Consider the following 17,639-nt stretch of genomic DNA (forward strand, 5'->3'; position numbering starts at 1 on the left):
AGGCGGTGAAAGGTTACAGGCCCTGGCATTCCACACAAAGCACATACTGGCCCTTGATATCGTCCAGTTGGCTGATCATATTCAATTCCTGCTCAAGCCGGTTACCGGCCGCTTGCAGGGGCGCCGGCAGCCAGGCGGCGAGGGCGTCGCTCAGGCTGAGCGGGCTGTCCAGGAACAGCTCTTCCAGCAGTAGATCCTTGGCAGATGGTGCCAGACGCACCGGCTTGACCCGGTAACTGGGCAACTCGGCCAGGGTGGCGGCGCCTTGTAGGGCATCGTCCAGATAACCGAGCTCATCCACCAGGCCAAGACGCTGGGCGTCCCGGCCGGTCCACACATGGCCCTGGGCGGCGGCTTCCACCTGCTCGGGGCTCAGGCTCCGGCCCTCGGCAACCAGGCCGACAAACTGGTTGTAGGTGTGCTCCACGCCCAGCTGGATCAGCTCCTTGGTATGTTCGGGCAGGCCCGTGGTCAGGCCACCGCCGACAAAATCCGTGGTGCCCACCCCATCGGTATTCAGGCCGAGCTTTTCAAAGGCTTCTTCAAAGGTGAGGAACAGGCCGAAGACACCGATGGAGCCGGTGAGGGTGGTCGGGGCGGCGTAGATGCGATCGGCATCGGCGGCAATCCAGTAGCCACCGGAAGCCGCGGTGCTGCCCATCGATACCACCAGCGGTTTGCCGCTTTCCTTGAAGCGCAGCAGGGCGGTGCGGATCTGCTCGGCAGAGAAGGCACTGCCGCCGGGGCTGTCGATGCGCAGCACCAGCGCACGGATGTCCGCATCCAGCCGGGCTTCGTTGATCAGTTTGCTCAGGTGTTCATCGCTGATGGTGTTGCTGGCGGGCTCGCCGCTCATGATGGCGCCGCTGGCGGTGATGATGCCGACGGCAGGGGTGCTGTTCTGGGTTTTTTTGGCGCGGTCCAGGTAGGCGTCGATTTCCACGCTGGAGTAGTGATTCAGCTCGCTGTCCCAGCCCACGGTTTCGGCCACGGTTTGCAGCATTTCATTGCGGCTGGCAAGGCGGTCGACCAGTTCCAGGGATTCGGCATATCTGGCCGGATCGCCGTTAACCGCATGAAAACGGGCCAGCAGCTGCTCCTTGCCGGGAGCGATATGGTCATGGGGGATATTGCGCAACCTGGCCACCTGATCCTGGTAGTGTTGCCACAGCTGGTTGAGCCAGCGCAGGGTATCTTCCCGGCTCTCTTTTGACATGTCGTCCCGCAGATAGGGTTCGACAAAGGATTTATAGGTGCCGACCCGGAAGACATGGGGGGTGATGTTGAAGCGTTCGAAGGCCGACTTATAGTGCAGCCGATAGACACCCATGCCCTGAATGGTGACGGCGCCGGCCGGATTGAGCAGAACCTCGTCCGCGTGAACGGCCAGGTAATACTGGCCCTGGGTGTAGTAGTCGGCGATGGCATATACCGGCTTGCCGGAGGTTTTAAAGTGTTCGATGGCGGCGCCGACTTCATCCAGCTTGGTCAGGCTGGACTCGGTCATGTTTTGCAGCCGCAGCACCACGGCGCCGATACGCGGGTCCGTGCGGGCCAGCTCCAGCGCCTCTTTGATCCGGCTCAGGCTGGTCGGCGGCGGTGTGGTATCGCCGCTCAGCCATTTCTGCATCAGCCGACGGGTGTTGGGAATATCGTCCTGTTCCAGTATCGGGCCGGTGAGGGCGAGGGTCAGGGCGGCGTGCTCGGGCAGGGGCACTGCTTCTTCCTTGCCGGTGAAGATCAGGATAACAAACACCAGCATCAGTAGAAAAAGCAGGTTGATAATCAACATACGAATGGCATTCAGCACCCGACCCAGGGTACGGAAAAACCATTTAATGGCAGACCACATAACAACGCCCTAATTAAGAATATTTGGTTATTCAAAACATTATGGCCTTGTCGGCGGAACAATGCCATGGTGAAGGCCCGGTGCCATGTAAACAATTGTTTGAAAATGGTGTTTTAATCCATTAGCCTGAAGCCGTCATTGGTTTTCAGTTTCGGCGGAGGAAGCATGAGCCCTTATCCCCACTTACTGGCGCCCCTGGATCTGGGCTTTACCCGGTTGAAGAACCGGGTGCTGATGGGATCCATGCATACCGGGTTGGAAGAAGAGCCGGGAGGGTTTGAGAAGCTGGCCGCATTTTATGGGGAGCGGGCCCGGGGCGGGGTCGGCTTGATCATCACCGGCGGCATCGCCCCCAATTTCCGGGGGCGGCTGATGGCGCATTCCGCCCAGCTCAGTTTTCCCTGGCAACTGGCCAGACATCGGCTGGTGACGGAAGCGGTGCACCGGGAAGGCGGTAAGATCGCCTTGCAGATACTGCACGCCGGTCGCTATGCCTATCACCCGTTTTTGCAGGCCCCGTCCGCCGAACAGGCCCGTATCAGCCCTTTCAAACCACAGGTGATGAGTGATCGCCAGATCCAGGGCTGCATTGCAGATTTTGCCCATACCGCCGAGCTGGCCCGGCAGGCGGGCTATGACGGGGTGGAGATCATGGGCTCGGAAGGCTATCTGCTCAATCAGTTTATCTGTGCCCGCACCAACCACCGGCAGGATGGCTGGGGCGGCAGCTTCGAACGACGCATTCGTTTCCCGTTGGAGATAGTGCGGGCGGTGCGGGCGGCGACCGGCCCCGACTTTATCATTATTTTTCGGCTGTCGATGCTGGATCTGGTCGAGCAGGGCTCCAGCCTGGACGAAGTGATCGCCCTGGGCCAGGCCCTGGAGCGCGAAGGCGTTAACCTGATCAACACCGGCATCGGCTGGCATGAGGCGCCGGTGCCCACCATCGCCAGTAGTGTGCCGCGGGCGGCCTTCAGCTGGGTCACGGCCCGGGTGCGTGCTGCGCTGATGGTGCCGCTGATCGCCACCAACCGTATCAATACCCCTGATGTGGCGGAGCAGATACTGGCGCAGGGCGAAGCGGATCTGGTATGTATGGCGCGGCCCTTCCTGGCGGATGCGGAGTTCGTCAACAAGGCGGCGGCGGATCAGGGGAGGCTGATCAACACCTGTATCGCCTGCAACCAGGCCTGCCTGGATCAGGTGTTCAAGGGGCAGCGGGCCAGCTGTCTGGTCAACCCGCGCGCCTGTTATGAAACCGAACTGAATTTTGTGCCCACCAGTAGCCCCCGGCGGCTGGCGGTGGTCGGTGCCGGCCCGGCGGGGTTGAGTTTTGCATGCCATGCTGCCGAACGGGGCCATAGGGTGACCCTGTTTGAGCGTGCTGCCGAGATCGGCGGTCAGTTCAACTACGCCAAGCAGATCCCGGGCAAGGAAGAGTTTTATGAGACCTTGCGCTATTTTCACCATCGTTTGCTCCGTGCCGGGGTAAGGCTGCGGCTGAATACCGAGGCGACCCCGGCGTTGCTGGGCGAAGACTTCGATGAAGTGGTGCTGGCCACTGGTATTCGGCCACGCACACCGGAGATTGCCGGTATCGATCATCCCAAGGTGCTCGGCTACCTGGATGTGCTGGCGCGCCATGCTCCCGTGGGCAGGCGGGTTGCGATCGTGGGCGCGGGCGGCATCGGTTTTGATATGGCCGAATATCTGGTGGCGGAGGCGGGCCAGTCCCGGGCCGACTGGCTGGCGCAATGGGGCATAGATGGCCAATATCAACAGGCCGGCGCTCTGATGGCAAGGCCATCCATTGAACCCAAACGGCAGTTGTGGCTGTTGCAGCGTACGCCGGGCACCCCGGGCAGGCGGCTGGGCAAAACGACCGGCTGGATCCATAAGGCCAGCTTGCGACAGCATAGGGTGACCATGTGGGGTGGGGTGGTTTATCAGCGCATCGACGACCACGGGCTGCATATCGAGAAAGACGGTGAGTCCCTGTGCCTGGCGGTGGACAATGTGATCATCTGTGCCGGTCAGCAGCCGGAGCGGCGACTGCAGGCGGGCCTGGAGGCCCGGGGCCTGCCGGTGCACCTGATCGGTGGTGCCGACTTGGCGGTCGAGTTGGATGCCAGACGGGCCATTCGTCAGGGGGCCGAGCTGGCGGCCGGGATTTGACCCTGTGGGCAATAGCTGAATGAGGGTTATTTTCATTTGGCCTTGTGCTAAGGTATCGCCATCGTTGTTAGGAGATCCCGATGGACGCACTCGAATTACTGCTGAATCGTCATTCTTGCCCCCGCCTGGCCGAGCCGGCACCGGCGGGTAAGGCACTTGATGCCATCTTCGACGCGGGCCTGCGCGCGCCGGATCATGGTGCCCTGATGCCCTGGGAATTTATCGTGTTTGCCGGCGAGCAGCGTGATGCCCTCGGGCAAATTCTTGCCCAGGCGGCGCAAAGGCGTGGCGATGCGGAAGATAAGGTAGAAAAAGCCCGCCTGGCACCACTGCGGGCCCCCCTGGTTATCGCTGTGGCCGCCAAGGTCAAACCCAGCGACAAGGTGCCGCCCCTGGAGCAGCACTTGTCCGCCGGCTGTGCGCTGATGGCGATGCAGATGGCGGCCCAGGCCCAGGGTTTTAACGGCATGTGGCGTTCCGGCTGGTTTATCTTCGATCAGTACGTTCATCAGCAGCTCGGCCTGCAGGGCGAAGACCAGCTGGTTGGCTTCCTGTATCTGGGCACCCCCATGGTGGAAGTCCGCAAGCTGCCGGAGCGGGATCCCGCCCAGTTTGTGCGTTACTTCGGGCAGTAATTCCGCCGGAGACCCGACTCGGGGCGATATGGCCAAAAGGCCATTGATACCTGCGGATATTATCGCGGCGAGCTCGCCCCTCCTACAAGGGTCTGTAGGCAGGTGAAGAGCCCGATGGCCTGGCGGCCATATCGCCGCGAGGGCGCCCCTCCCACAAGGGCCTGAGGCAGATGAAGAGGCCCGATGGCCCTATCGCGGCGGGGTCGCGCCTCCCACAAAAAGATCGTCGGTGTTACAGGGGCTGGCCCTTTTGTTCCAGTTGGTCCAGGGCTTCCCGGGTATTCAGATTAAAGAACGCCTCGGTCTCGTCGCTGAAGTCGACCGGCACCAGCTCGTGCTGTTGGTACCAGAGTTGCAGCTTGCGATCGCCGCCATCGAGATAATTGCACAGGGAAGGTAGCAAGGATTGATGCAGCAGGGCGGTGGCGGCATGGATACGTCGTCCGTCGTCGACCACCGCAATCTGATTGTGGTGCTGCACCGCGCGGCACAGGCGATGTGCCAGATCCAGCGGTATCAGGGGGCTGTCACAGGGCACAAACAATACCCATTCGCTGGGCGCATGGACCAGGCCGGCTTCAAAGCCGGCCAGGGGGCCGGCAAAACCATAACCTTCATCCTGGATGACGTGGGCCAGTTGCCGGTAACGGGGCACGTTGCGATTGGCGTTAATCAGCACGGCGGCCACCTGGGGTTTGAGTCGCTCCAGTACATGCTGGGCCAGGGGCTTGCCCCACAGCGGGAGCAGGCCCTTATCGGCCCCTTGCATGCGGCGGCCTTCTCCTCCGGCAAGGATAACAGCGGTAATATCTTTTGGGTCTAGCATGGTGATTCCGTTGATGACAGCTTGCCCTTCAATACTAACCCTTTAACAGGCGGGTTTCTTTATTCCGATTTCGTTTTTCTGTCTTTTGCTGTTGTCTCTTTATCTTTTGGCAACATAATTGGCGAAAAAATCTTTGGTCTCGGTGCTTAAGGTATATTAATGACAACAATAAAATATCCGGATGGCCCGTTCAGCGGTCGTCCCCTGGTCGCTGGGCTGGCGATCCTGGCGCTGATGCTGGCGGCCGCCAACCTGCGTGGCGGCCTGGTGGTAGTGGGTCCCCTGGTGCAGGAGATACGTGATACCTTGCAGATTAGCTCCAGTGGCTTCAGCATGCTGACCACACTGCCGTTGATCTGCTTTGGGGTCATGTCCATCTGCGTACCCTGGCTGACCCGTCGTTGTGCACCTCAACTCCTGGCGATTTCCGGCCTGCTGGTGATCAGCCTGGGGGCTTGGTTGCGGGTAACGGAAAGTTATGGCCTGGTGATGGCCGGTACCCTGCTGCTCGGCTTGGCCATCGCCTTGCTGAACGTACTGATCCCGGGCCTGGTGAAAGCCTTTTTCCCCCGCCAGATGGGGATGATGACCGGCTTGTATTCGGTCACCCTAAGCCTGGGCGCAGGTCTGGGGGTATACCTGGCGGTCCCCTTGATGAACCATTTCGGCAGCTGGCGTTATCCCATGATGCTGTGGGCCCTGTTCCCCCTGTTCAGCCTGCTGTTCTGGCTGCCGATGCTGAAGGCAAGGGGGGTGGGCAGGCCGCAGAATCCGGTCAAGGTCAGCCTGTGGCGTGATGGCCTGGCCTGGTCCATCACCTTCTACATGGGCCTGCAGTCGTTCTTCTTCTATTCCATGGCTACCTGGTTGCCCAAGATCTTGATCGACACCGGCCTGGATGTCGGGCAGGCCGGTAAGGCCACGGCCATGATCAACCTGGTCAGTATCCCGTTCAACCTGTTTATTCCTATCCTTGCGGCCAAAATGCGTAGCCAGCAACCGCTGGCGGTCGCCATCTTCCTGCTGTCCATGACTGGCCTGCTAGGGCTGTGGTGGGATGCGGCGGCGGCTCCCATGCTGTGGGCATCCCTGGTTGGCGCGGGGACGGGGGGAGCACTGAGCCTGGCGTTGTCGTTTTTTGTACTGCGTGCCAGTAATACCGCTCAGGCCACGGCCTTGTCGGCCATGGCACAGAGCATCGGCTATTTGCTGGCGGCGGTAGGCCCCTTTCTGCTGGGTATGCTCAAAGATTTTAGTGGTGTCTGGCAGTCGTCCTTGTTACTGCTGATGGCGCTGCAGCTGATCCAGTTTGGCTGCGGCTGGTATGGGGCGAAGGCCGTTAATGTGGTGCCCGATCAGGTTAAAGCCGGGCAAGCGGCCCTGCAATAACAGAACAGCCCCGACCGATAGGCCGGGGCTGTGTGTTATGTCAGCCATCTATTCAGGCTGATAGGCCGGCATGGGGGCCATGATGTGTACATAGGGGGTATCCCGCCACATTACCCAGGGGCCGCCATTGTTGTGATCCGTGGGCAGCCCTTCCAGCATGGCTGCATCGGGCACCAGTATCATCAGGTGCGGCACCCCAACGGTAATCCATTCGTTGTTGTCGGTGGGGCCGGTGGAGTAGGGGTCGGTATTGCTTTCGGGACTACCGCCCTGCAGCATATAGCCGAATCCCAGACTCCCGGTAGCCGGTGCCGTTTTATTCATCCAGGCGTGTAGCCAGTCCAGCCAGGGAGCGTCCAGGCACATGGGATCGTTGCCGGAGGACGCCGGCATATCCGGCAGGCAGGTCCAGCCATTGGTACCCTGGCGCAGCACCGGCATCTCGGCGGTCATATCGGCCGGCCAGTCCAGTATGGTCGCGGTGGCACTGATGGAAGGTGGCGCCGCGCTCATGGCGCTGGCGATCTTTTCTTCCGGGGTTGCGGCGAGGGTGAATCCACAGGTCATACCGAGCATAACACCCAGCGTAACGCGAGGAAGAGGAACCAATCCGTTCATTGTTATCAGCTCCTTACAAGGTGCTGCCGGCGTTAACCAAAACGGTCAAGGCTAGCTTGGGGCAGCATTTTAGGCTTAGCAGGGCCCGGATAAGCTGTCAATGCCGAACGGCAGTGTGCACGGGCCCGCTGTGCGTCGTCTTTTTTCGTATAAAACCATCGAAACGGGCCGGATCTGCGGCTTAGGGGGGAGTTGGGCTTGCCGACGGTGATGCGGCCCGTCTATGCTGCGCCCCGTTAACCGGTAACGGCATCTTTTTTCAGGAAATCCAGTATGCGACAAACCCTGTTGTTGATTGCCGCGCTCGTCTTCTTGCACGGCTGCGGCAGTACACAAAATATGATCCCGATTGACCCCCCGCCTCCCGAAACAACCGGCTATCGGGCCGAGGGCAAGGCCTCTTTCTATGGCAGCCGACATCATGGGCGAAAAACCGCCAGCGGCGAGAAGTTTAATCAGCATGCCCTCACCGCCGCTCACCGCAGCCTGCCATTCGGTACCCGGGTACGGGTGACCAATTTGCGCAACAACAAGTCAGTGGTGGTGCGTATCAATGATCGCGGTCCTTACAGCCGGGGTCGGATTATCGATCTGTCCGAGCAGGCCGCCAGGGAGCTCAACATGATCAGGGCCGGAGTGGTGCCGGTTGAGATTGTCGCGCTTAAATAGCCGAACCGGGTCAATACTAATAACGATACCCGTGCGGTTTGCCATGATGGGAGGATGCCTTGGTTGCCTGGCCTGCGATTATCAAATATTCAGGGGAAGACGAGCTGAGCTATATCGGCAGCCAGTCCGAGTGGGAGCTGGATGCGGCCTTGTATGCGCTCAGCCTGGAAGAAGGCGACCGTTTGATCGACGGTCAGGGCCTGGTCTATGCATTGGATAAAAACACTCGGCACAAGCTGGTCCCACGACCCAGTGGGGAGTCTGCGACACTGGCGGACATCATCACCCTGGTCAGGAACCACGCTGCCCAGTCCGGTGCCTGTTGTGTCGCCAAGCTGAATGCACGCACCATATCGGAAGCGATAACCCTGGTCGAATCGTTAGGCGATCTCTGAGCCGTGGGCTCAGCCTTCTCTCTGCTGTGCTCGGTGGGCCTCCTGGCTGTTATGTTCCACCGTCTGGGTGTCGATTAACCGTGGCGGCTGACACCGGCTGTTCTGGTCCGGGGTCAGGTAGGGGCGCAGCAGCGGCTCCATGCCTTTCAGCACCTGTACCGGCAGCGCCGAGGTAAAGCGGAACTTGTCCGATTTGCTGCCCGGCACATAGGCGGTCAGGGTGCCGAAGTGGCTTTCTCCCAGGTAGAAAACAAAGGTAGCGGTGCGGTTGCGGGCCTGAGAAGAAAGTACCTGGCCGTAACGGCTGACGGTTTCGATACGGTTGTCGCCGGTCCCGGTCTTGCCGCCCAGGGTCAGGGGCGTGCCGTCTTCCAGCTTAAAGCTGCCCTGCAGGCGCCGGGCCGTGCCCCCTTCCACCACATCTGACAGGGCGTTGCGCAGGGCGGCAGCCACCTCGGCGGGCATGACCCGCTGGCCGTGGGACGGATCCCGTCCCAGCCGGGTTTCATAGGGGGTACCTTCGGCAAAATGCAGGCCGTCGATACGTACCGTCGGCAGGCGTATCCCGTCGTTCAGAATGATGCCCATCAGTTCGGCCAGGGCGGCGGGTCTGTCACCCGAACTGCCGATGGCGGTGGCCAGGGAGGGGACCAGGTGATCGAAGGGAAAGCCCAGCCGTTGCCAGCGTTGATGTATGTCGAGGAAGGCTTCCACTTCGAGCATGGTACGGATCCGGTTGTCGCGGGCGCTGCGGTGCCGGGTTTTGAACAACCAGCCATATACCTCCTGGCGCTGCTCCTGGCTGGCGGCTGCGGCGTCACTATAGCTTGCCTGCGGCTGGTTCTGTAAATAGCCGAGCAGCCACAGCTCCAGCGGGTGAACGCGGGCGATATAACCCTGGTCGGGCAGGCTGTAGGCGCCCGGGCCATAGCGGTGGTACAGGTCGGCAATGCGTTTGTCGGTAAGACTTTCATTGGGCAGCCGCTGATGCAGGAAGGCGGCAAAGGCCTCCGGATCCGCATCCGGCATCAGGTAGCGATGCACCGCTGCCAGCCGCGTCGGGGTGGCTCGGAGGCCGTCAAAGAAGGTATCCAGTCGGGTCTGCTCATCCTTGCCCTGATATTTACGCCAGAAACGCAGTAAAAACACTCGACCTTCCCGATCGGCGAAGCGGCTCAGGTATTCCCGGCGGCGGGGATCCTTGTCATCTGCCAGCAACTGAGTGCGGTTTTCGTTCAGGTGGATGCTGTAGCGCACTATGTCCCTCATCAGGCGGACAAAAGGCAGGTTAATGGACTCACGAAGTGCCTCCATCAGGGTCGGATTGCGGCCATTGTCTTCCTTGCGGAAATTATGGAAGGTATGTATGCCCCCGCCGGTGAAGAAACGTTCGCCGGTGCTGGCAGAGTAGCGGCGGTTGAGTGCGGCCTGCAACATGGGGGCGAGTTCGGCTTGCGGGTTACTCAGCAGGTAGTCGACGGCCCAGCGGCTGAGCAGATCCTGCGGGTCGACCTCGACCTGACGCAGAGCCTCCTTACCGAGTCCGGCATAGCGCTGGTGCAATTCGGCGATGATTTCCAGGTAGGTGGTCAGTACCCGCAACTTGGCGGTCGAGCCGAGTTCCAGTTTGCTGCCCTCATTGATATCGAAGGGTTGATGGGTGTTGTCTGTCTGCACCCGGACCTGAAAGCTGTGGGGGCCGCGTTCAAACAGGGTAAAGCTGTAATTGACCTCCTGGGTCTTTTCCGGCGATAGCAGCCGTTCGCCGTACAGACCTATCTCCCGGGCAAAATCGGGATCGGCCAGCCGATGCAGGTAGTCGGTCACCTGTTGTTGCAGCTCGTCCTGCAAGGTGGTGCTGGCCGACAGATCGAGGCGGTCGAGGTCGTACATGGTTAAACCCAGCAGGCCACCCAAACGGCTACGGGCAACCTGTAAACCCTTGTTGCTGTCGATCGGCACCACCGCCGACGCCTGCCGGAAATCCCGGAAGTTCAGCGGCTGTGCCAGCGCTGCATCGCGCAGCGGCTGACTGATCAGCCCGTCCCGGGCCAGCAGGCGCAGATAGCTGTCGGTCAGTGATGCCAGCTCATCCCGGCCACGGACCAGATAATAGGAGGGACGACGGTGGGCTATCATCAGTGAGAGCACCTGGCGCAACGCCAGTCCCTGTTCATCCAGGGAAATGGTCTGTACATAATCGGGTGTCAGCAGCTGGTTGACCCTGTTGAAGTCGGCGCCATACCAGACCCAGAGGCCATCGCCGACGCCGTGTATTTCACCATAGCCGGGCGCGGCCGCCAGGGGCACTGAGTTCAGATAGGCCAGGGCGATTTCCTGGCGGGCGGCCAGGGTTTCCGGCCCATCCTGATAGGCGCGCACGCTGGCGGAGATCATCTGCCGCAGCTTTTCCTTGGGAGAGACGGTCAGTCCGTTGGGGGAATGGCGATATTTTTCTACCTGGGTGGCCAGGGTACTGCCGCCGGCTGAGTCATCCTGTATATCCAGTGCCCGCCCGACCTGGGAGAGGGCGGCCTTGGCAAAGCGGGGCCAGTCGACCGCCGGGTTGACCTGGGCGTATTCGTTGTTGAGCAGCTCCTTGTTTTCGACAAACAGCAGGGCCTGCAGAACCAAGGGGGGGATGGCGCTAAAATCCGCATAATGACGCCGGGGGTAGCTATGGCGGTAGATGGGTTCGGCGCGGCAATCGTTGATCACCAGCCCGGCCTGGGTTTTTTCCTGATAGGGCGTGAAAAAGCCGCGTCTGCTGTAATCGAGCAGGGCGGGAGAAAACTGCGCCTGCTGCTCTATGATAAAGTCGCGTTGCTGCAGCCGTTCAAGCAGGGTCGGCAATGAACTGTAGCCCAGCCGCTTGTCGAAGGGGCCGGCCCCCGGATAGTGAATGGCATCGCTGGGGCCGGATTCGACACTGTAGGTGAGGGTGCTGGCGTAACGGGACAGCTGCCTGGCCTGTAACTGGGAAGTACGCATCTCATAGGCCACGAGCACAGTGGCGGCGGCCAGCAGGATAAACAATACCAGCCAGATCAACAGGCGCCTGCGGGGCTTGCGCCTGGCCGGTTTGGGCAGGCGAACGTGGGGCACAGCTTCTTCCGTGAAGGCGATAGCGGTTGACTCCCTTTGTTGCTTGCCACCCATATTAGACCCCCAGTGCCATTATTGTTAGCCACCTATTCCAAGCGTAGCCGTACGGCGACGGATCAGGGGGCGTTTTGACAGAATTTATTCGGCATTATGCCGGTTGGATGAGGAGGGCAAGTATACTGATATCACTGAGTTTTTTGGTAGCAGGCGACGATGAAAGTTTGTGGGGGGCACGGTGAATTCGATTGTTTTAACGTATTGTGCCTTGCCCCCTTGTCTTTCTTATACTAAAGCGTGTTCCGTGACTGTTCATGATTTCATGGCCAGTCACGGGACAGGACCAAAGGATCAGGCCTGTTCGGCCCATGTCAGCTGTCGGGCCTGTTGCTGCAGCCGGTACATGGCGCTGTACAGCCCCTGGGGACGGGCCATCAGCTGGCGGTGACTGCCCTGTTCGACCAGTTCACCGTGCGACAATACCAGGATCCGGTCGGCGCTGCTGATGGTCGACAACCGGTGTGCCACCACTATCATGGTGACCTTGCCGTGCAGCTCCCTGAGCGCCCTCTGCACCACCTGTTCGGTTTCGCTGTCGACATTGGCGGTCGCCTCGTCCAGCAGCAGTATCCGGGGCGAGGCAGCCAGCGCCCGGGCGATCACCAGCTGTTGCCGTTGTCCGGTCGACAGGCGGGTACCCCGTTCGCCCAGCCGGGTGTCGAAACCGGATTCCAGTTCGTCGATCAGCGGCAACAGGTGGGCCTGTCGTGCCGCCCGCTCTATCTGTGATCTCGGAAGACCGCGGCCCATGTCGATGTTGTCATACAGGCTGCCGGCGAGGATAAAGGGATCCTGGGGGATCAGGCCGATCCCCTGGCGCAGGGCATGCCGGCTGTATTGGTGCAGGGGCGCGTCATCGATGCACACCTGACCGGCGCCGGGCCGATAGAAGTCCAACAGCAGGTTGAGCAGGGTGCTCTTGCCGCTGCCGGTATGTCCCACCACGCCATAGAACTGGCCGGCGGGAATCTCCAGGTCCAGTCCCCTAAAGACCGGCTTGTCGGCCCGATACTGAAAATGCAGCCGGCGGAAGGCCACCTTACCGGCGGTGATGTGATGGTGCTGCCGGCCATGGGACTGGGGAGTTTGGTGCATCAGCTGGTAGACGCGATCACCGGCCACCATGGCCTGTTGATAGAGGTTGAAGCGCTGGGTGATTTCCGCCAGGGGTTCGGTAAAACGGCCGAGGAAATTGAGGAAGGCATAAAGCACGCCAATCTCGGCTATGCCCGCGGTGTGCTGCCAGCCGAACACCTGAATGATGCCGATCAGCGCCAGCACACTGAGCAGGTCGATGGCGGGCCTGAGCAGTACGGCACCCACCTGGATGGTTCTCATACGGGCTTTATAGTAGCGTTGGTTTAGGGCATCGAAGCGGCGGGCGGCCTGCTCTTGCTGGCCGCAGGCCTGCAGCACCGCCATGCCGGCAATTGACTCGCTCAGCTCGCTGTTGATCTCGGAGCGGAGCTGGCGGCTTTCGGCCACGGCTTTCCCGCTCAGCCGTTGATATAGATAGATGACTCCCACGACGGCGGGGATCAGCAGCAGCGAGACCAGCATCAGCCGCACATCGAGCAGCGCCATGGCGATGATGATGCCCACCAGCAATACCAGGTTGGTCAGCACCACAGACAGGAACTGCACATACAGATCCTTGATGGCTTCGGTGTCGTTGGTGACCCGACTCACCAGGCGGCCCGTCCTGGCCCTGTCGAAGAAGGCCATCGGCAGGCGCAGCACATGGGCGAATACCCGTTGCCGTATATCCAGCACGGCGGCCAGGGCCATCTCGGTAAAGCGCAGGGTCTGCTGATACCTGAGCCAGGCGGCGGCCACCTGGCTGACAATATAGGCCAGCAGCAAGGCGGTGACCGGTCCGGGGGAGAGCGCCCTGGCCAGCAGATAATCATCGATAAAGACCTTGGCCAGCACGGGGCCGGCGACATCGGCGGCGGTGGCCAGCAGCAACAGGGCTATCGCCTTGAACAGCAGCCGCTTGTCCCGGAACACATAGTCGAGCAGCAGGCCGAAGGTGGCCTTGCCCTGGGGCTGTTCAGGCTTCATCAAGCTCGGCCTCCAGTTGTTGATAGGTCCACATGCGTCGATACCAGCCATCCTGGCGGCTGAGTTCGGCATGGGTGCCGCTCTGCAGCATCCGGCCGTGGCTGAGGACCAGGATCTGATCCGCATGCTCCAGTGCCGACAGCCGATGACTGACGATGATGCAGGCCTGATGGCACCGGCTGCGCAAATGCCCGAGGATGGCCTGCTCGGTATGCACGTCCACCGCCGACAACGCATCGTCCAGCACCAATATCGGCGCCTGGCTGAGCAGTGCCCGGGCGATGGACAGCCGCTGGCGCTGGCCGCCGGACAGGGTCAGGCCCCGTTCGCCTACCTGGGTGTCATAGCCGTCGGGCAGCTGGCTGATGTCCTGGTGTACACAGGCCAGCCGGGCGGCCTCGATGATCTGTTCCCGGTCGGCATCCGGTCGGCCGAGGGCGATGTTGTCGGCGATGCTGGCGCTGAACAGGAAGGCGTCTTGCGGCACATAGGCAAACTGGCGGCGCAGGCTGTCCAGGCGGTATTCGGCCAGCCCGTGGCCGCCCAGGCGGATCCGGCCCGGTGCCGTTTCCCAGTAGCGCATCAGTAGCTGTAGCAGGGTGCTTTTACCGGCTCCGGTGGGACCGGCAAGGCCCAGTACCTGCCCCTGCTCCAGGGTAAAAGCAAGCTGCTGGAGGGCGGGCTGTCCACTGCCCGGATAGCTGAAATCCAGATCGGTGACCGCCAGCGCGCAGGAGACGGGCTCCCGCCGCCCGAGATCGGGTACGCTGTCGGGAATGGCCAGCAGGCTGTCGACCCGGGTCAGGGCGGCGCTGCCCCGTTCGACGATGTTGAGCAGCCAGCCGAAGGCGAACATGGGCCAGATCAGCTGCACCAGATACAGGGTGAAACTGGTCAGCAGGCCGACGGTCAGCTGTTGGTGCCAGATAAGCCAGGCACCAAAGCCCACGGTGAGCAGCAGGGCGGCAGACATGGACAAAAACACCACGGGTTCGTACAGCGCCTCGGTCCTGGCCACCCGGAAGTTGCGCTCGGCGGCCTGCTCGGCAATCCGGTCGAAGGCCTGGCTTTCTATCTGTTCCCGACCCATGGCCTTGACCATGCGCACCCCGGCGATTGCCTCCTGGGTCCTGTCATTCAGCACCGAAAACTGCTCCAGGGCCGCCTTGAAGTGGTGATGGATGGCGCTGGAGATGCGGTAGAAACACCAGCCCATTACCGGGAAGGGCAGCAGCGCCACCAGCGCCAGGCGCCAGTCGATAAAGCCGAACATCATGATCAGCACCAGTATCAGGGTGAGCAGGCCGTCGAAGCCGGTGAGCACTCCCTCGCCGGCGGCCATCTCGATGGCGTCGATATCGTTGGTGGCCCTGGCCATCAGGTCCCCGGTATTGTGCCGGCTGTAGAAGGCCTGACCCTGGCGGGTAAGCCGCTGGTAAAAGCGGCGACGCAGCTGGTTGCCGAGCCGGTAGGAAGTGCCGAACAGGATCCGGCGCCAGCCCAGGCGCAACAGGTAGACCGCCAATCCGAGCAGCATGATCCACAACAGGTAGCGGCCTTCGGCCTGGCCGGCGGCGGGGGTGACCAGCCGATCCACCGCCTTGCCGATCAGGTAGGGGATGGCCATGTTCATCACCGCTACCGCCGTCAGCATCACCAGCGACAGGCTGTAGGTGCGCCAGTGGGCCTTGAAGAACCAGCCCAGTTGCCAGAAAAGTTGCATACCTGCTCCGAACCAGAAAATAGCGGGTTAACTAAGGTTAATGCCAGTCAGTAAACGGGATTGGTTGGCTTTCAAGCCGGCCTTCTGCGCCAGGGACGGCGCAGCAGAGCCCCCATGGAGGGGTTTACGACGTGTCGGCGGGGAGGTAACTCATCCCGTTTACGCTTAAGTGACAAGTATTAGTTAACTCAGGCGCATTATTCCTTAAATTTGTGGTCCAGATCGGCTAGAAAGTCCTGCACCCGCCCGGCATTGGCACCGAAATCACTCTTGCCCACCCTCGAGGCGGAGCGCATGTCCACCCGGGTGCCCCCATCCTGCGCCGTCAGCCGGATGGCCACATCGTCCTCGAAGCCGAACCAGCGGCTGCTCACCACGGCTTCGATCTGCATGTTGTCTGCGCCTTGGTCGTCGACCCGTTGCCAGCCTCGTTCACGAACCAGGTCGAGCACCAGCGGCTTGACCTCCCGGGGGGACAAGGGCAGAGTCAGGGGCCCCAGTGTCGGCCATCCGGCCCGCTGTTTTTCCGCCGTTGCCGGCCCGGGGTAGTTAGGGGCGTGGTGCCGGGGGCCGCGCAGACGCGCCGCCGCGTTCAGGACGGGGGGCGATACCAGATCCGTGCTGATGTCGTTGATCACCGGCAGCCTGAGCCCCTGGATCAGCGGGGGGAGCAGCACCAGCAACGGCAGGCAGGCGAGCAGCAGGGCAAACCACTGGCGCTGCCACAGGGCCAGACCCAGTACCGGCAGCGCCAGCAACAGGCCGGCGAGCAACAGCAGCAGGCCCAGGCTGTAGGGCCAGAGTTGCCAGCGGCTGCCGAGGGCCCCGAGCAGGGGCAGTACACAGGCCAGCAAGGCCAGCCAGAACAGGCGGGAGCCGATAAGTGTTTCCATAATTTATCAATAGCTTAGCGGGCGATAACTCAACTATGATCAGGCGCGCTAAGGAAGTAAAGGAGCAATGGGGTATGTACCTGAAAATATGGCTGCTGTTGTGCCTGTTGGTGCCCCAGGCCCAGGCCGCCCAGGCGGTGTTTGCCGGTGGCAGCTTCTGGGTGATGGAAGCCTTGTTTGCCGGGCGTTCCGGGATAGTGTCAACGGAAGCGGGCTGGATGAGCGGCGACAAATATCAGCGGCGGCAGGTGGTGCGGGTTAGCTACGATGATGAGCAAATCAGCTATGGTGATCTGCTGACCCTGTACTGGTCGGCGATAGATCCTTTCGATGCCCGGGGACAATATTGCGATCGGGGCGAGGCCTACAGCCCGGCCATCTATGTGCAAACCCGGCTGCAACAGAAGTGGGCTCAGCAAAGCAGGGCCCATCTGGCATTAATGTCGGGACGGCCGGTTGAGACACGCATCCTGCCCATTGGCGACTTTACTCCGGCCCTGCAGCGACAGCAGGCGTTTGCCCGGCGTCATGGGCTCTTGTATGGCCTGTATCGGGATGGCTGCGGCTACCCGGATGGTACCGGCTTCAGCTTTTCACCTGCTGTAGCCGGTCCTGGGCGTGTTGCTGGAGAATAAAATCGGCTATCTGGTGCGGCTGGTTCAAATCCAGCAGCGGACAGGATATCGGCAGCTCGGGGTGATCGCTGGCCACCGCCACAATCCAGGGGTCCTGCAGGCAGAGCAGGGGCTTGCCGTGGACGGGCCTGTGAATTTCAATCTTGGGGATGGCGGCCTCGCGGAAGCCTTCGACCAGCACCAGATCCAGCGCATTCAGATCCAGTCGAGAAAGAGATTCATTTAGATTTGGTTCTTCGGGGTGCAGATTTTCGAAGGTGAGAATGCTACGATTGGGTCCAGCCAGCAGACATTGTGCTGCGCCGGCATGGCGCAGCTCGTAACTGTCCTTTCCGGGCGTGTCCTGTTCGACATCATGATGGGTATGCTTGACAACGCCGACGGTCAGTCCGTGGTGGCGCAGCAGGGGCAGTAGTTGCCTCAGCAGGCTGGTTTTGCCACTGCCGCTGAAACCGGCAAAGCCCAACAGTGAACAGCGAGTAGGGGATGGCGACATAAGACGACTCGAGCAGAAGAACAAGGCGGATTGAAGGGTCCCATAATGCGGGCTTTTCGACAAGTGCGGCCTGTTGAAGTATTACATCCATGGCCTGCCGCTTGTCA

Annotated in this window: 14 protein-coding genes; 6 read left to right on the forward strand and 8 right to left on the reverse strand. The window is 61.2% G+C overall.

The window, feature by feature from the left end:
- Positions 1–13 precede the first annotated feature (13 nt).
- Positions 14–1,852 carry a signal peptide peptidase SppA gene (sppA, locus tag DCS96_RS02415; RefSeq protein WP_116472760.1) on the reverse strand — a complete coding sequence of 613 codons (1,839 nt, stop codon included), beginning with the start codon at positions 1,850–1,852 and terminating at the stop codon, positions 14–16.
- Positions 1,853–2,017: 165 nt separating this feature from the next.
- On the opposite strand from sppA, the gene DCS96_RS02420 reads away from it, so the two are divergent.
- Both DCS96_RS02420 and DCS96_RS02425 read left to right on the forward strand, forming a co-directional pair.
- Positions 2,018–4,027, forward strand: coding sequence for an NADPH-dependent 2,4-dienoyl-CoA reductase (locus DCS96_RS02420; RefSeq protein WP_116472761.1), 2,010 nt, complete (start codon positions 2,018–2,020; stop codon positions 4,025–4,027).
- 80 nt (positions 4,028–4,107) lie between these two features.
- Positions 4,108–4,662, forward strand: a complete 555-nt coding sequence (locus DCS96_RS02425) for an NAD(P)H nitroreductase (RefSeq protein WP_116472762.1) — start codon at positions 4,108–4,110, stop codon at positions 4,660–4,662.
- A gap of 232 nt (positions 4,663–4,894) precedes the next feature.
- Here the strand turns inward: DCS96_RS02425 and mobA are convergent, their stop codons facing one another.
- The gene (gene mobA / locus DCS96_RS02430; RefSeq protein WP_116472763.1) at positions 4,895–5,488 is read right to left on the reverse strand and encodes a molybdenum cofactor guanylyltransferase MobA; all 594 of its coding nucleotides are present in this window, start codon (positions 5,486–5,488) and stop codon (positions 4,895–4,897) included.
- Positions 5,489–5,647: 159 nt separating this feature from the next.
- Between mobA and DCS96_RS02435 the strand changes: the two genes are divergently transcribed.
- Positions 5,648–6,877, forward strand: a complete 1,230-nt coding sequence (locus DCS96_RS02435) for a CynX/NimT family MFS transporter (protein ID WP_116472764.1) — start codon at positions 5,648–5,650, stop codon at positions 6,875–6,877.
- Between the two features lie 48 nt (positions 6,878–6,925).
- Here the strand turns inward: DCS96_RS02435 and DCS96_RS02440 are convergent, their stop codons facing one another.
- A complete protein-coding gene (locus DCS96_RS02440; RefSeq protein ID WP_157953556.1) occupies positions 6,926–7,495 on the reverse strand; it encodes a hypothetical protein in 570 nt (189 codons plus the stop codon).
- A 273-nt stretch (positions 7,496–7,768) separates the two neighbouring features.
- On the opposite strand from DCS96_RS02440, the gene DCS96_RS02445 reads away from it, so the two are divergent.
- Both DCS96_RS02445 and DCS96_RS02450 read left to right on the forward strand, forming a co-directional pair.
- Complete coding sequence (locus DCS96_RS02445; RefSeq protein ID WP_116472766.1) at positions 7,769–8,164, forward strand: septal ring lytic transglycosylase RlpA family protein; 396 nt, start codon at positions 7,769–7,771, stop codon at positions 8,162–8,164.
- A 59-nt stretch (positions 8,165–8,223) separates the two neighbouring features.
- The gene (locus DCS96_RS02450) at positions 8,224–8,559 is read left to right on the forward strand and encodes a DUF4144 family protein (RefSeq protein ID WP_116472767.1); all 336 of its coding nucleotides are present in this window, start codon (positions 8,224–8,226) and stop codon (positions 8,557–8,559) included.
- A gap of 9 nt (positions 8,560–8,568) precedes the next feature.
- Here the strand turns inward: DCS96_RS02450 and DCS96_RS02455 are convergent, their stop codons facing one another.
- The 4 genes from DCS96_RS02455 to DCS96_RS02470 form a co-directional block, all read right to left on the reverse strand.
- Entirely contained in the window at positions 8,569–11,718 is a 3,150-nt protein-coding gene (locus DCS96_RS02455) for a transglycosylase domain-containing protein (protein WP_116472768.1), read from the reverse strand.
- Positions 11,719–12,012: 294 nt separating this feature from the next.
- Positions 12,013–13,785, reverse strand: a complete 1,773-nt coding sequence (locus DCS96_RS02460) for an ABC transporter ATP-binding protein (protein ID WP_116472769.1) — start codon at positions 13,783–13,785, stop codon at positions 12,013–12,015.
- Entirely contained in the window at positions 13,775–15,508 is a 1,734-nt protein-coding gene (locus DCS96_RS02465) for an ABC transporter ATP-binding protein (RefSeq protein WP_116472770.1), read from the reverse strand. The genes DCS96_RS02460 and DCS96_RS02465 overlap by 11 nt, the downstream gene beginning before the upstream one ends.
- Positions 15,509–15,705: 197 nt before the next feature.
- On the reverse strand, positions 15,706–16,401 hold the full coding sequence (locus tag DCS96_RS02470; RefSeq protein WP_116472771.1) for a DUF1499 domain-containing protein: 696 nt from the start codon (positions 16,399–16,401) through the stop codon (positions 15,706–15,708).
- 74 nt (positions 16,402–16,475) lie between these two features.
- Between DCS96_RS02470 and DCS96_RS02475 the strand changes: the two genes are divergently transcribed.
- The gene (locus tag DCS96_RS02475) at positions 16,476–17,036 is read left to right on the forward strand and encodes a peptide-methionine (S)-S-oxide reductase (protein ID WP_116472772.1); all 561 of its coding nucleotides are present in this window, start codon (positions 16,476–16,478) and stop codon (positions 17,034–17,036) included.
- Here the strand turns inward: DCS96_RS02475 and mobB are convergent.
- Positions 16,987–17,532, reverse strand: a complete 546-nt coding sequence (gene mobB / locus DCS96_RS02480; RefSeq protein ID WP_116472773.1) for a molybdopterin-guanine dinucleotide biosynthesis protein B — start codon at positions 17,530–17,532, stop codon at positions 16,987–16,989. The two genes, DCS96_RS02475 and mobB, sit on opposite strands and share 50 nt — an antisense overlap.
- Positions 17,533–17,639 lie beyond the last annotated feature (107 nt).

The organism is Zobellella maritima (assembly GCF_003075035.1).
In the GTDB taxonomy this organism is placed as follows: domain Bacteria; phylum Pseudomonadota; class Gammaproteobacteria; order Enterobacterales; family Aeromonadaceae; genus Oceanimonas; species Oceanimonas maritima.

Coding starts and splice junctions, on each gene's coding strand:
- DCS96_RS02465 (WP_116472770.1), bottom strand. CDS start 15,508: ATGCAACTTTTCTGGCAACTGGGCTGGTTCTTCAAGGCCCACTGGCGC.
- DCS96_RS02420 (WP_116472761.1), top strand. CDS start 2,018: ATGAGCCCTTATCCCCACTTACTGGCGCCCCTGGATCTGGGCTTTACC.
- DCS96_RS02445 (WP_116472766.1), top strand. CDS start 7,769: ATGCGACAAACCCTGTTGTTGATTGCCGCGCTCGTCTTCTTGCACGGC.
- DCS96_RS02460 (WP_116472769.1), bottom strand. CDS start 13,785: ATGAAGCCTGAACAGCCCCAGGGCAAGGCCACCTTCGGCCTGCTGCTC.
- DCS96_RS02425 (WP_116472762.1), top strand. CDS start 4,108: ATGGACGCACTCGAATTACTGCTGAATCGTCATTCTTGCCCCCGCCTG.
- sppA (WP_116472760.1), bottom strand. CDS start 1,852: ATGTGGTCTGCCATTAAATGGTTTTTCCGTACCCTGGGTCGGGTGCTG.
- DCS96_RS02455 (WP_116472768.1), bottom strand. CDS start 11,718: ATGGGTGGCAAGCAACAAAGGGAGTCAACCGCTATCGCCTTCACGGAA.
- DCS96_RS02470 (WP_116472771.1), bottom strand. CDS start 16,401: ATGGAAACACTTATCGGCTCCCGCCTGTTCTGGCTGGCCTTGCTGGCC.
- mobB (WP_116472773.1), bottom strand. CDS start 17,532: ATGTCGCCATCCCCTACTCGCTGTTCACTGTTGGGCTTTGCCGGTTTC.
- DCS96_RS02475 (WP_116472772.1), top strand. CDS start 16,476: ATGTACCTGAAAATATGGCTGCTGTTGTGCCTGTTGGTGCCCCAGGCC.
- mobA (WP_116472763.1), bottom strand. CDS start 5,488: ATGCTAGACCCAAAAGATATTACCGCTGTTATCCTTGCCGGAGGAGAA.
- DCS96_RS02435 (WP_116472764.1), top strand. CDS start 5,648: ATGACAACAATAAAATATCCGGATGGCCCGTTCAGCGGTCGTCCCCTG.
- DCS96_RS02440 (WP_157953556.1), bottom strand. CDS start 7,495: ATGAACGGATTGGTTCCTCTTCCTCGCGTTACGCTGGGTGTTATGCTC.